Source organism: Achromobacter sp. AONIH1 (assembly GCF_002902905.1).
Lineage (GTDB): Bacteria > Pseudomonadota > Gammaproteobacteria > Burkholderiales > Burkholderiaceae_B > Achromobacter.
Window position 1 is genome coordinate 6,345,464 of record NZ_CP026124.1, and the last position, 12,767, is coordinate 6,358,230.

The following is a 12,767-nucleotide window of genomic DNA, read 5'->3' on the forward strand; positions in this document are numbered from 1 at the left end:
CGCCGACGGCCGGGATCAGCACAATCCCAAGCGGGCAATTTCGCCCGCTCCCACTTGGCCCGCCACCATGACCGATCTGCCGCCCGTTCCCGCGCTCGCCCTGCCCGCCCCGGTGCTGGTGGTGGAAGACGAACCGCTGGTCCGCGCCCGGCTGGAACGGCTGCTGCACCAGCTGGGCTATCCCGCCGACGCGCTGCTGTTCGCCGGCTCGCTGGCCGAGGCCCGCGGCCGGCTGGCCGACGCGCCCGTCGCGCTGGCGCTGGTGGACCTGGGCCTGCCCGACGGCAACGGCATCGAGCTGATCGCCGAGCTGCGCGCGGCCGATCCGGCGCTGGGCATCCTGGTCATCTCGGCCTGGAGCACCGAGGACGCCATCCTGGCGGCGCTGCGCGCCGGCGCCACCGGCTACCTGCTGAAGGAACGCGACGACCTGGAAGTGCTGATCTCGCTGCGCAGCGTGCTGCGCGGCGGCGCGCCGATCGATCCCTTCGTCGCCCGCCGCATCATCGCGGAGCTGCGCCCCGCGCCCGCGCAGCCCGCCAGCCCGCCGCCCGGCGAAACGCTCAGCCCGCGCGAAGACCAGATCCTGCGCCTGGTGGCCGAGGGGTTGGGCAACCGGGAGATCGCCGACCAGCTGCATCTGTCCCGCTACACCGTCGAATGCCACATCAAGCACATCTACCGCAAGCTGGCGGTGTCCTCGCGCACCCGGGCCATCCACGCGGCGCGCTCGCGCGGCCTGCTCGATTGACGCGGCCGACGCCGGTGGCGCGGCGCGCCGGACAGGCGCTGGCCGCAATGCTCGGCCTGCTGGCGCTGCTGCTCCTGTGCGGCGGCGCGCGGGCGGCGACGGCCGATGCCGCAGGCGACTGCGCCGCGCGGATCCTGGACGTCCGCATCGCCCAGGCCCTGCCGGACGGCGCGCGACCCGCCGACGGCCCCGCCTGGCGGCCGGTCACGCTGCCCGACGATTGGAGCGCGCGCTGGCCCGGCCATACCGGCAAGGCCTGGTACCGGATCGACTGGCGCTGTGACGGCGCGAGCCGCGCTCCGGCCGCGCTGGCGCTCGAATCCATCATCATGGCCGGCGAGGTCTACGCCAACGACGACCTGCTGTGGCGCGACGCCAGCCAGTCCGAACCGCTGTCGCGCAGCTGGAACATGCCGCGCTACTGGCGCCTGCCCGAATCCGCGATGCGCGACGGCGTCAACACCATCTGGGTGCGCGTGGCCGGCGTCGCCGGCCAACATCCGGGGCTGGGGCCGGTGTACCTGGGCGAGCCCGAGGCCATCGAACGCGGGCACGAGCAGCGCGTGTGGCGCAACCGCACGCTGTTCCATGTCAACCTGACCATCTCGGCGGCGCTGGGCCTGTTCTTCTTCAGCCTGTGGATCCTGCGTCCGCAACAATCCAGCCATGGCTGGTATGCGCTGACCGCGTTGTTCTGGGTGCTGTTCGCGGCCAACATCGTGGCCACCAGCCCCTGGCCCTTCGCCACCACGCTGGCCGCCGCGCGCGCCAACGCCATGGCGCTGACGCTGCACATCGCCTGCTTCTGCATGTTCACCTGGCGCTTCGCCGGCCGCTACCGACCTCGGCTGGAAAAAGTCATGTGGGTGGGCGTGGCGCTGTCGCTGGCGGCGCTGGCCTTCGTGCCCGACGACGTCCAGCCCTCGGCGCAATTCGTCATCGTGATGGCCCTGACGGCGCTGTTCTGCCTGAACTGCCTGCACTTCTCCATCCAGGCCCTGCGCGGCCGCGACCGCGAACAGCAGTTGCTGGCCGCCTGCCTGCTGGTATTCCTGGGCGCTGCCGTGCACGACCTGCTGCTGCTGTTCAAGCGGATAGACGGCCTGTCCTACATTCCCTACACCAGCATCGCGGTGCTGATCGGCATGTCCGCCGTCCAGGGATTGCGCCACGCGCGCAGCGTGCGCCGCATCGAGCGCTTCAACGAGGAACTGGAGATATCCGTGCAGCGCGCCCGCGATGAGCTGGCCGTCACGCTGGCCCGCGAACACGAGCTGGCGCTGGCCCACAGCCGGCTGCAGGACCGGCTGGATATCGCGCGCGACCTGCACGACGGATTGGGCGGCTCGCTGGTCCGCATGACGGCCCTGGTCGAACAGTCCGGCGCGCCGCTGCAGAACCGGCAGTTCCTGTCCATGCTCAACCTGCTGCGCAACGACCTGCGCCAGACGATAGACAGCGGCGCCAGCGCCGACATGAAACCGCCCGCCACACCGCGCGAATGGATCGCTCCGCTGCGCCACCGCTACACGCAGCTGTTCGACGAGCTGGGCATCGAAGTCCGCTGGGATGTTCCCGCCTCTTGGATCGTCCCGCCCTCCGCCTTGCAGTGCCTGGCGTTGACCCGGCTGATCGAGGAAGGACTGACCAACGTCATCAAGCACAGCCGCGCCGGGCGCGTCGCGGTGCGCCTGGCGCAGCCCGACCCCCGGGCGCTGGAACTCATGGTCGCAGACGACGGCGCGGGCTTCGACGTGGCCGCCGTGTGCCAGGCCGGCATCAGCGTCGGCATGCGCAGCATGTCCACGCGCATCGCCCGGGTCGGCGGCAGCTTGCGGATCGATTCCGCGCCCGGCCGCACGCGCCTGACCGCCAGCCTGACCCTGGAGGCGGAAGACGCCGAGGCGGCCCCGGCGACGGCTTCGGCGCAAGATGTATCGAAAAATCGCATCCGGACGTAATTCCGGGAACTCAGCCACACATTTGCAAGGTATTTGACGGCAAATCCCACTACCATCGCGGTCATCCGCAAATTTCAGCAAGATGACGCGTCATGGATACGCTTGAACACCTGAACCAGTCCCTATTTCTTCTGATCAACGCCGACCCGGCCTCGCCCGCCTGGCGCATCCAGGCAGGGATGTTCATCGCCAACCGGCTGATCCTGCTGGTGCCGGCGGCGCTCGCCGGACTCTGGCTGTGGGGCGGCCAGCCGCAGCGCGGCCTGGTGCTCAAGACGCTGACCGGCATCGGCGTGGCGCTGTTCATCAGCTATCTGTGCGGCGCGCTGTGGCCGCATCCACGACCCTTCACCATCGGCCTGGGCCATGCCTTCTTCGCACACAAGGCCACCTCCTCCTTCCCCAGCAACCACACCATCATCATCGCCACGCTGGCCTTCACGCTGCTGTTCGACCGGCGCTGGGCGGGCTGGGGCTGGGCCACGCTGGCGCTGGCGGCCGTGGTCGGCCTGTCGCGCGTCTACCTGGGCGTGCACTTCCCGCTGGACATCGCCGGCGGCCTGCTGCTGGCGCCGCTGGCCGCCGCGCTGGTGGTGCCCGTGTGGCGGCGCGTGGGCACCCCCGTGACCGCGGCGTGCCAGGCGCTGCACGGCAAGCTGCTGGCCCTGCCGATCGCGCGCGGCTGGATCCGCGCCTAGGGGCGCCGGAACGATCCCGGGACCGTTCCTCGCGCCGTCCTCAGGCCGGCGCGAAACCCGCCGCGCCTTCGTGCTCCAGCAGCCAGCGCTTGCGGTGCAAGCCGCCACCGTAGCCGGTAAGCGCGGCGTTGGCGCCGATCACACGATGGCATGGCACCACGATGCCGATCGGATTCGCGCCGTTGGCGGCGCCCACGGCGCGCACCGCCTCGGGCCGGCCGATGCGCTCGGCGAGCCGGCCATAGTTGAGATGGCTGCCCGCCGGAATGCCGCGCAACGCCGCCCATACCTCACGCTGGAACACGGTGCCGCCCATGGCCACCTCCACGGCGTCGATGGCATCGATCCGACCGTCGAAATACGCTTCCAGGCAGCGGCCCGCCTCGGAGGCCGCCGTCGCCGGCCGCAAGGCGACCGCTTCCTTGCCATACTGCCGCCCCAACAGTTTGTGCATGCGGCTTTCATAGTCGTCCCAATCGACGGCGCGCAGCCGTCCTTGCGCGTCGGTCAGCACCAGCATCACGCCGATGGGCGTCTTCAGGCGTTCTTCGAAAAAAAGATGGGCGGACATGGCGCGGACTTCCATAGCGGAAAGGAACAAGGACCGAATCGCCGGCGACAGGCGGCGCGACCGCGCGGCCAGGACAGGCATTCGCAACAGAATATAGGGTCCGCGCCGGACTCCTGCTCGCGGTTTTCGGACATCAGTGTCGGCCGGACAACACGGTCCGAAAACCGCTAGAACGCCATCCCGGACCGGCGTTAGCATGGCCGCATGAATCTCGATCACGACGCCTGCTACAGCGCCATCCGCGTGCGCGACGCCCGCTACGATGGACGCTTCTTCACCGCGGTCAAGACCACGCGCATCTATTGCCGCCCGGTCTGTCCGGCGCGCACGCCGCTGTCGCGCAATGTCGTCTTCTACGCCACGGCCGCGGCCGCGCAGGAGGCCGGCTTCCATCCCTGCCTGCGCTGCCGCCCGGAAATCGCGCCCGCCGCCGGCCCCGCGCCGGGGCTGCCCGCCAGCGTGGCGCGCGCGTTGCAGCTGATCGAGCTGGGCGCGCTGGACGACGGCGACCTGGATGCGCTGGCCGCCCGGACCGGCGTCGGCGCGCGCCAGCTGCGGCGGCAGTTCCGCGAGCACCTGGGCGCCTCTCCCGTCGCCGTCGCCCAGACCCGCCGCGTGCTGCTGGCCAAGCAACTGATCCACGAGACGCGCCTGCCCATGGCCGAGATCGCGTTCGCCTCGGGCTTTGGCAGTATCCGCCGCTTCAACGAGCGCTTCCAGCAGCTGTTCGACCGCCCGCCCGGCGCCTTGCGCCGTTCCTCGCAGCCGGACGTACCGGCCGGACCCGAGGGCGAGATCCGGCTGCTGCTGCGCTATCGACCGCCCTACGATTGGGACGCGATGCTGGACTTCCTGCGGCTGCGCGCCATCGCCGGCATCGAACAGGTGCAGGGACGCCGCTACACGCGCAGCATCAGCCTGGACGGCGCGCAGGGCACGGTGGCGGTGGAACCCGGCAAGGGCGACGCGCTGCTGGCCACCGTGCGCTTTCCCCGGCTGCCATCCCTGCCCGTGATCATCGCCCGCCTGCGGCGGCAATTCGACCTGGACAGCGATCCGGCCGCCATCGCGGCGCAGCTGTCGCATGACCCGGTGCTGGCGGCGCTGACGGCGGCCCGGCCCGGCTTGCGCATCCCCGGCGCCTGGGATGGCTTCGAACTGGCGATGCGCGCCGTGCTGGGCCAGCAGATCACCGTGGTCGCCGCGATCCGCCTGGGCGGCAAGCTGGTGGCGGCGCATGGCGCGCCGCTGGCGCGGCCGCAGGACGGCCTGACGCATGTATTCCCGGAGCCGGCCGCCATCGCGGCCGCCGACCTGGCGCCGCTGGGCATGCCGCGCAGCCGCGCGCGCACGCTGTCGGCCGTGGCCTCGGCGGCGCTGGCGGACCCGACGCTGTTCGAGGCCGGCAACGACCTGGACGTCTCGGTCAGGCGCCTGCGGGAAATCTGGGGAGTCGGGGAATGGACGGCGCAGTACATCGCGCTGCGCCTGCTGCGCGAGCCGGACGCGTTCCCGGCGGCCGACATCGGCCTGATCCGGGCGCTGGAAGCGCTGGAATCGCGCAGCTATACGGCGGCGGAACTGCTGGAGCGCTCGGCCGCATGGCGGCCCTGGCGGGCCTACGCTGCCCAGCAGCTGTGGGCGCAGGGCGCGGCGGGCTGAGGCCGGCCGTCGCGCAATGCCCGGAACGCACGCCGCCGGGCCGCGCGGGCGCGGCCCGAAGCCCGGGGCTCAGTCGCGGAAATTCTCGAACTGCAGCGGCAGGTCGACGTCGGTCTTCTTCAGCAGCGCGATCGCGGTCTGCAGGTCATCGCGCTTCTTGCCGGTGATGCGCAGCTTGTCGCCGTTGATCTGCGATTCGACCTTGAGCTTGGCGGCCTTGATGGCGGCGATGAGTTTCTTGGCCACGGGCTGTTCGATGCCCTGCTTGATGGTGACCTTCTGGCGCGCGCCGCCCAGGTTCTCCAGCGGATCGGCCACATCCAGACAGCGCACGTCGATGCCGCGCGCCGACAGCCGGCCGCGCAGGATGTCCAGCATCTGCTTGAGCTGGAAGGCGCTGGACGCCACCTGAGTCACGACAAAGCCTTCCAGTTCGAACTTGGCGTCCGTTCCCTTGAAATCGAAACGGGTGGCCAGCTCGCGGTTGGCCTGATCGATGGCGTTGGTCAGTTCGTGTTTGTCGACTTCGGAGACGACGTCGAAACTAGGCATGACGCGAAAATCCTGTGGGTAGAGAGATGAAGGGAAAATGCCTGGGCCAGCCGCCCGGCAGCCGGCCCGAAACCCCTATTCTACCGGCGGCGCGGCCCCGGAACGGAACCGCGCCGCCGCCCCTCAGGCGGTCAGCACCAGCACCCGGCCCGGCGCCAGCGGATGCGGCACCACCTGGGCGGCGATGCCATAGGCCAGGTGCAGGCTGGCCGGCGTCAGTACCTGCGACGGCGGTCCGGACGCGATGGCGCGTCCGCCGCCGAGCAGCAGCAGCCGGTCGCACCAGCGCGCGGCCAAGTTCATGTCGTGCAGGATCACCAGCACGCCCACGCGCTCGTCGCGCGCCAGGTCCGCCGCCACGCGCAGCAGCTCGCCCTGATGCCTGGGATCCAGACTGGCGGTCGGCTCGTCCAGCAGCAGGTAGCGCGCCTCGCCCTCGGCGCGCGCCGCCAGGCACTGGGTCAGCACGCGCGCGAACTGCACGCGCTGCTGCTCACCGCCCGACAGTTCGGGATAACGGCGCGCGCGCAGATGGGTGGCGTCGGCCAGCGCCAGCGTCCTGTCCACCAGCGCCTCCACGGCCGCGGGCGGCAGCTCGGGAAAGGGGTAGGCGCCCATCGCCACCACCTCGGCCACGCCCAGGTCGAAGCCCAGCCCTGGTTTCTGCGGCAGCACGGCGGCCAGCGCGCCCAGCAGCGTCGACTTGCCGGCGCCGTTGGCGCCCAGCAGGCCCACCACTTCGCCCGGCCCCAGCGCCAGCGACACGCGGTCCAGCACGCGCGCGCCGCCGCGCGACAGGATGAGGTTTTCCGCGGCCAGCGTCATCCGACCCTCCTGCCCCGCGCCAGCAGCCACAAGAAGAAGGGGCCGCCGACCAGTCCCGTAATCAGCCCGATGGGCAATTCGGCCGGCGTCAACGCCACGCGCGAGGCCCAGTCAGCCAGCACCAGGGCCAGACCGCCGCCCGCCACGCTGGCCGGCAACAGCCAGCGGTGGTTGGCGCCCAGCGTCATGCGCGCCAGGTGCGGCACCACCAGCCCCACGAAGACGATACTGCCGGTCACGGCGACCAGCGGGCCGATGATGAGCGCGCTGGCCAGCACCAGGCGCACGCGCAACGGCTTGAGCGCGTAGCCCAGGTGCTGGGCCTCGCGCTCGCCCAGCAGCAGCGCGTTCATCGCGCGCCACTGCGTCATCATCCAGGCCGACAGCAGCGCCACCCAGGGGCCCAGGAAGGCCAGCAGCGTCCAGTTGGCGCGCGCCAGGCTGCCCATGTTCCAGAAGGTCAGGTCGCGCAGCTGGGCGTCGTTGGCCATGAAAGTCAGCAGCCCGATCAGGCTGAAGGCGACCGCCGTGATGGCCACGCCGGCCAGCAGCAGGCCCGCCACGCCCGGCACGCGCCGGCCCACCGCATAGGCGCACAACGTGGCCAGCAGGCTGCCGGCGAAGGCCGCCGGCGCGGTGATCCAGAAGCCGCCGGCCGTCAGCACGATGGCGCCGACCGCGCCCAGCGCGCCGCCGGCGGTGATGCCGATCAGGCCCGGCTCGGCCAGCGGATTGCGGAACAGCGCCTGCATGGCCGCCCCCGAAACGGCCAAGCCCGCCCCCGCCACCACGGCGAACAGCACGCGCGGCAGGCGGATGTCGATCAACACATTGCGCCACAGCACCTGATCGGGCGCGGGCTCGCCCCAGAGCAGCGCCGGCAGCGCGCGCAGCGGAATGGACACGGCCCCGCTGGCGCTGGCGGCCAGCACGGCGATCGCCAGCGCCAGACAGATCAGCGCCACCGAGCGCGGCGCGCTAGCGCGCCATGACATTCGCGACCTCTTGCTTGAGCTGCGTCAGCGCCTGCGGCAGGCGCGGTCCCAGCCCCAGCAGCAGCAGGTCGTCCATGACCACCACGCGCCGCTTCGCCGCCGCCTCGGTCGAGGCCAGGCCGGGCAGGCCCAGGAGCGCGTCCAGCCCGCCGCTGGCTTCGACCGACATGCTGGTCACGATCAGCACGTCGGGCGCCAGCGCGCCCACGGCCTCGGCCGACAGTGGCTTGTAGCCCTGCTGGCCCTGCATCACGTTGACCAGACCGGCCAGCGCCATGAGCTGGCTGGCCGCGGTGTCACGCCCCGCCGCCTGCGGCGCGCCGCCACGATTGATCAGCAGCATGGCGCGCGCGGGCCTGCCGGGCAGCGCCTCGGCGCGGGCCAGCTCGCGGCCCAGATCCTCGATCATGCGCTCGCCGGCCGGCCGCGCATCCAGCGCCTCGGCCACGGCGCGGATGCGCGCCTTGAGCGAATCGACCGAAGGCTGGTCGGGCACCGTCACCACGCGCACGCCGACCTCGCCCAGGCGCTTGAGCGCGTCCGGCGGACCGGCCTGCTCCGAAGCCAGCACCAGATCCGGCTTGAGCGACAGCACGCCCTCGACCGGCACGGCGCGGTAGTAGCCCACGCTGGGCAGCCGGCGGGCTTCGGGCGGATACAGGCTGGATTGGTCGTCGCCGACCAGCCGCGCGCCCTGGCCCAGTCCGTACACGATCTCGGTGACGCTGCCGCCCAGCGTGACCACGCGCTCGGGCGCGGCCTGGGCCACGCACAGCCCGGCCAGCCAGGCCGCCGCGACGGCGGACAGGCGCGCAGGCAGCCGGCGCGGCGAACGCACGCGGGCAAACCATCCGGAGAAGGGGCGAGGCATCGGAGTCTTGCGCATCATCGGCATGTCCTCATACGGCCAGCGGCACGGCGCACAGGCCGCTCATCAGCTCGCGCCAGCCGGGCAGCTCGGGCTTGCCGGGCTTGCGCTCGCCGAAGAACTGGGCAATCAGGTCGCCGTTGGCGGCATACAGCTCCAGCGACGTGACCCAGCCGTCGGAGGTCGGCTTGTTCACCACCCAGGACGAGGCGATGGCGGTGGTGTCCAGGTGCAGGTTGAACTTCGGATCCAGCACGTTGTACCAGGGGCCGGTGCGGCGCAGCTGGCGCACCGGGCCGGTGTGGATCTGGATCATGCCTCGGTTGCCCACGAAGCACATGATGGACAGGCCCGAGGCAGCCGCCGACTCCAGCGCGCGTTCGACGGCGTCGGCCGGCACCTGCTGGGCCAGATCCTCGCCGGCGGCGGCCAGCGCCGCCAGCCGGGTGATCTTGAACTTGCGCAGCAGCGGGAAGAACTCGTGCGTGTCCTTCATGCCCAGCCAGGCGGCGCGCCACTGCTCGCCATCGGCCACGCTGGCGGCGTCGGACGCGGGCGCGGCCGGCGTGCTTTCCGGCCACCGCGACGGACCCGCGTGACGCGCGACCAGCGCGTCGTAGGCGGCCACATCGGTGGCCTCGGTGCGATAGACCTTGTGCACGGCCACGCCCTCGCCGTCGAAGAACTGCAGGCTGTGCCGCCCGTCCTGCTCCACGGCCCAGGCCGAGCGCCAGCACGAGAAGAACACGCGCAGGTCGATGTCCGGCCCCAGCACCAGCCCGACCGGACCGTCGGCCTGGATGTCCAGGTAGCGGCCGTGGCGTTCGTGCACGCACCAGTCGTTGCGCGTCAGCGCCATGACCTCGCCCAGCGTGCCCAGGTCGCGGAAGATGGCCTGGGGCTCGCCGTGCAGCGCGGTCGCCTTGACGCCGCCACAGCCGGCGGCGACCCACTGCGCCTCGGACACGCCCAGCGCCTGGGCCAGGTTGCGGGCGCGCAGCTTGGGCTGTTCGGCCGCCAGGGCCTCGTTGCGGGCGCGCAGTTCGGCGGCGCGGGTGTCGAAATCGATGTTGCTCATGTCTGGCCCTCCGGCCTGAAAGGGGGTGATGGAAAGGATGTCGGATCGTCGGCGGCGATACCGCCGTCGCCCTTGCCCGTCATGCACCGTGAAGCGATGCGCCATGCGGGCAGGGGCGGCGGCCTATCGGGTCAATATTGGTACGTGAGCGATATCCGCAGGCTGCGGCCCGGCTCGGTATACCAATCCACCGGGCGCGCTATTTGCATCGCGCCCGCGGTCGGCAAGTTGATGGCCTCCCAGTATTTCTTGTCGAACAGGTTGTACACACCGGCCTGCAGCTGCAGGCCCTTGACCGCTTCCGGCCGCCAGTACCCCATCAGGTCCATCACGCCGTAGCCCGGCGCCTGGAAATCGGCGTTGGGCGCCTTGGCCGTCGGGTTTGGATACTCCACCTTATCGCGCTTGAGCGCGGCCGTCAGCATCGCATCCACGCCCCAGGCGTCGCGGCCATAGCCCAGGCCGACGATGGCCTTGAGCGGCGCGACCGAGTTCAGGTGCTGGCCGGTGCCTTCATCCTTGCCCACGGCCCAGGCCAGCGAGCCCCAGGTGCGCCAGCCGGTCGCGAATTTCCAGTGCGCGCTGGCCTCGGCGCCGTAGATGCGCACGCGGGCGCGATTGACGGTGCCGGTGACGCCCAGCGGATACTGGCCCGCCCAGGCCGGCTGCCACATCGGCGAATTGGCGTCCAGCGGCACGCTGGTGTCGATGAAGTTCTGGTAGCGGTTGTCGAAGAACGACAGCGCGCCGCCCAGGTCATCGGAGCCCAGCTTGGCGCCCAGTTCCCAGCCCTTGCTGGTTTCGGGTTTCAGGTCGGGATTGCCCACGCGCAGATAGGTGCCGGCGCCGCCGTAGTTGGTGTAGAGCTGGGACGGGCTGGGCGCCTTGAAGCCATAGGCGTATTGCGCGTACAGGCTGAGTTCGTCGGCCGCCTTCCAGCCGGCCAGCAGCTTGGGCGAGAAGCGGCCGGCGCTGTTGGCCGAGGGCAGCTTGCCGGCATTGGGATTGCTGGCGTAGCTGTCGGTGCTCTCGGGCTTCTGCTTGTAGTGGTCGTAGCGCAGCGCCGGCGTCAGCGTGTAGCGGCCGTCGGCGAAGCCGAATTCGTCCTGCACCCACATGGCCCACTGGCTGCCCTTGGATTGCGGCACGTCGGCCTGGTTGGTGTGCAGCATGTCGCAGGCGCGCGGGCCGAATGGCGCGGGCGTGCCGGGACGGATCACGGGGCAGTTGTCGTAGCCGCTGGATTGCTGCTCGGTTTTGTTGCCGTACCACTCGCCGCCCAGGGTCCACAACTGCGTCACCGCGCCGCCCAGGCGCTTGGTCGCCTCGGCGTTCACGCCGTACATGGTCTGGCGGATGCTGTTGTCGCGGCCATACGGGCCGCTGGGAAAGCCATAGCGGAACGGATCGCGGGGAATGATGAAGGCCCGCGGATCCACGCTGCGCACCGCCGTCTGACGGGTGTCCAGCGACACGCGCTGCCAATAGAGCGCGGCCGTGACGGTATCGAGCAGGCCGCCGTCGGACGGCGCCCTGTAGCTGTAGTCCAGCGACACGCGCTGGCGCTCGGTTTCCTTGCGCACGCTGTTCTCGCCGTACAGGTAGGACGTGCCCGCGCCCTGTTCGAACATATTGTCGAAATCCGCCGTGCGCTTGAAATACTCGCCGGTCACGCCGAAGCGATGGCCGCCGTCCACGCGCTGCTGCAGCTTGAGCAGGAAGCTGCGCTGGCTGTAGTCCTCGGGCGTGGGCTGGTTGCGGCGCGGGCCGTAGCCGCCCACGTCGCCGCGGTTGTCGACCGCGTGCCCGTTGCGCAGGCCCGCCTGCACCAGCCAGAAGGTGTTCTCGTGGATCTGGCCGGCCAGCGCCGCGTTGGCGCCCCAACTGCTATCGGTGGTGTCGTAGTCGGTCTTGGCCAGCGCGCCGAAGCGCTTGCCATCCTCCAGCAGGTCGGACGGATTGAGCGTGCGCAGGTCGGCGATGCCGGAGATCGCGCCCGAGCCGCCGCCGCTGCCGCTGGCGTCGGCGCCGCGCACGATGTCCAGGCGCGACAGGCTGTTGAAGTCCACCGACTCCAATCCGCCCTTCACGCCGCGCGCGCCATCGTCCAGCCAGGGCAGGCGGATGCCGTCCACGCGAGTCAGCACGCGGTCCTGGTCCAGGCCACGGATATTGATGCTGTTGGTCAGGCGATTGAAATTGACGCCCGGCTCGACGCGCCTGCCGAAGTCGCTCCAGTTGCGCACCTGCAACTCGTCCAGGCGCTTGCGGTCGGTGCTGCTTTGCCAGGCGGGCGCGGGGCGGCTGCCCTCGCCCTCGACGCGCACGGGATCCAGGTTCGTCACGCCGGCCTGCGGCACCAGTACGTAAATGCCGGCGCTGCGCTCGCGCGCGGCCAGGCCCGAGCCGGCCAGCAGGCGGGCGAAGCCCTCGGACACGGAGTAGGAACCGTTCAGGCCGCCGGTGCCGCGCGCGCCCAGCAAGGCGGCATCGAACAGCACGGTCACGCCGGCGGCGTCGGCGAAACGCGGCAGCGCCTCTGCCAGCGGCCCCGCCGGGATGCGGTAACTGGCCGCGCGGGCCTGAACCGCTTGCGCCTGCGCGGCGCCAGGTGCAAGCACCGCCGGCGCGGCCAACAGGGCCAGCGCCGCGCGCAAGGCCAGGGATAAACGGGTTGGGCGGCGCGGCGCGCCGTCGGCGGCCTGCGGACCGTCCGGGCGGCGAGAACGGCGGTTGAGGGTGTGGGTCATGATCGTCCTTTCGATCCAGCGGGTAGCGACTTGCGGGCATGCACAGGCATTCATCT

General features: G+C 71.0%; 11 protein-coding genes. 4 read left to right on the plus strand and 7 right to left on the minus strand.

The genetic code is table 11. The features are described from left to right. The first annotated feature begins 67 nt into the window (after positions 1-67). The 3 genes from C2U31_RS28965 (at position 68) to C2U31_RS28975 (ending at position 3,410) form a co-directional block, all read left to right on the plus strand. Positions 68-751: a response regulator transcription factor gene (locus C2U31_RS28965; protein WP_103275944.1), complete on the plus strand. Its 684-nt coding sequence runs from the start codon at positions 68-70 to the stop codon at positions 749-751. Positions 752-798: 47 nt separating this feature from the next. Continuing rightward, the gene (locus tag C2U31_RS28970; protein ID WP_103275945.1) at positions 799-2,712 is read left to right on the plus strand and encodes a 7TM diverse intracellular signaling domain-containing protein; all 1,914 of its coding nucleotides are present in this window, start codon (positions 799-801) and stop codon (positions 2,710-2,712) included. Positions 2,713-2,804: 92 nt separating this feature from the next. Next, on the plus strand, positions 2,805-3,410 hold the full coding sequence (locus tag C2U31_RS28975) for a phosphatase PAP2 family protein (protein ID WP_103275946.1): 606 nt from the start codon (positions 2,805-2,807) through the stop codon (positions 3,408-3,410). 40 nt (positions 3,411-3,450) lie between these two features. On the opposite strand, the gene ogt is transcribed toward C2U31_RS28975, so the two are convergent. Continuing rightward, a complete protein-coding gene (gene ogt, locus C2U31_RS28980; RefSeq protein WP_103276634.1) occupies positions 3,451-3,981 on the minus strand; it encodes a methylated-DNA--[protein]-cysteine S-methyltransferase in 531 nt (176 codons plus the stop codon). Positions 3,982-4,185: 204 nt separating this feature from the next. On the opposite strand from ogt, the gene C2U31_RS28985 reads away from it, so the two are divergent. Beyond that, positions 4,186-5,643 (plus strand): AlkA N-terminal domain-containing protein, encoded by a 1,458-nt coding sequence (locus C2U31_RS28985; protein WP_103275947.1) that lies wholly within the window; start codon positions 4,186-4,188, stop codon positions 5,641-5,643. A 69-nt stretch (positions 5,644-5,712) separates the two neighbouring features. Here C2U31_RS28985 and C2U31_RS28990 read toward each other — a convergent pair whose 3' ends face one another. From C2U31_RS28990 to C2U31_RS29015, 6 genes are all read right to left on the minus strand, one after another. Then, positions 5,713-6,195: a YajQ family cyclic di-GMP-binding protein gene (locus C2U31_RS28990; protein WP_103275948.1), complete on the minus strand. Its 483-nt coding sequence runs from the start codon at positions 6,193-6,195 to the stop codon at positions 5,713-5,715. 123 nt (positions 6,196-6,318) lie between these two features. Continuing rightward, the gene (locus C2U31_RS28995) at positions 6,319-7,020 is read right to left on the minus strand and encodes an ATP-binding cassette domain-containing protein (protein WP_103275949.1); all 702 of its coding nucleotides are present in this window, start codon (positions 7,018-7,020) and stop codon (positions 6,319-6,321) included. After that, on the minus strand, positions 7,017-8,015 hold the full coding sequence (locus C2U31_RS29000) for an iron ABC transporter permease (RefSeq protein WP_103275950.1): 999 nt from the start codon (positions 8,013-8,015) through the stop codon (positions 7,017-7,019). Before C2U31_RS29000 ends, C2U31_RS28995 begins: the two co-directional genes overlap by 4 nt. Then, complete coding sequence (locus tag C2U31_RS29005) at positions 7,999-8,901, minus strand: hemin ABC transporter substrate-binding protein (RefSeq protein ID WP_369869803.1); 903 nt, start codon at positions 8,899-8,901, stop codon at positions 7,999-8,001. The genes C2U31_RS29000 and C2U31_RS29005 overlap by 17 nt, the downstream gene beginning before the upstream one ends. Before the next feature lie 13 nt (positions 8,902-8,914). Further along, positions 8,915-9,961: a hemin-degrading factor gene (locus C2U31_RS29010; protein WP_103275951.1), complete on the minus strand. Its 1,047-nt coding sequence runs from the start codon at positions 9,959-9,961 to the stop codon at positions 8,915-8,917. Positions 9,962-10,092: 131 nt separating this feature from the next. Continuing rightward, entirely contained in the window at positions 10,093-12,711 is a 2,619-nt protein-coding gene (locus C2U31_RS29015) for a TonB-dependent receptor (RefSeq protein WP_103275952.1), read from the minus strand. Positions 12,712-12,767: the final 56 nt, after the last annotated feature.

Bases quoted from the DNA above. Each gene is read 5' to 3' on its own strand.
- ogt (WP_103276634.1), bottom strand. From the start codon at position 3,981: ATGTCCGCCCATCTTTTTTTCGAAGAACGCCTGAAGACGCCCATCGGC.
- C2U31_RS28985 (WP_103275947.1), top strand. From the start codon at position 4,186: ATGAATCTCGATCACGACGCCTGCTACAGCGCCATCCGCGTGCGCGAC.
- C2U31_RS29005 (WP_369869803.1), bottom strand. From the start codon at position 8,901: ATGCGCAAGACTCCGATGCCTCGCCCCTTCTCCGGATGGTTTGCCCGC.
- C2U31_RS28990 (WP_103275948.1), bottom strand. From the start codon at position 6,195: ATGCCTAGTTTCGACGTCGTCTCCGAAGTCGACAAACACGAACTGACC.
- C2U31_RS28970 (WP_103275945.1), top strand. From the start codon at position 799: ATGCTCGGCCTGCTGGCGCTGCTGCTCCTGTGCGGCGGCGCGCGGGCG.
- C2U31_RS28965 (WP_103275944.1), top strand. From the start codon at position 68: ATGACCGATCTGCCGCCCGTTCCCGCGCTCGCCCTGCCCGCCCCGGTG.
- C2U31_RS28995 (WP_103275949.1), bottom strand. From the start codon at position 7,020: ATGACGCTGGCCGCGGAAAACCTCATCCTGTCGCGCGGCGGCGCGCGC.
- C2U31_RS29010 (WP_103275951.1), bottom strand. From the start codon at position 9,961: ATGAGCAACATCGATTTCGACACCCGCGCCGCCGAACTGCGCGCCCGC.
- C2U31_RS29000 (WP_103275950.1), bottom strand. From the start codon at position 8,015: ATGTCATGGCGCGCTAGCGCGCCGCGCTCGGTGGCGCTGATCTGTCTG.
- C2U31_RS29015 (WP_103275952.1), bottom strand. From the start codon at position 12,711: ATGACCCACACCCTCAACCGCCGTTCTCGCCGCCCGGACGGTCCGCAG.
- C2U31_RS28975 (WP_103275946.1), top strand. From the start codon at position 2,805: ATGGATACGCTTGAACACCTGAACCAGTCCCTATTTCTTCTGATCAAC.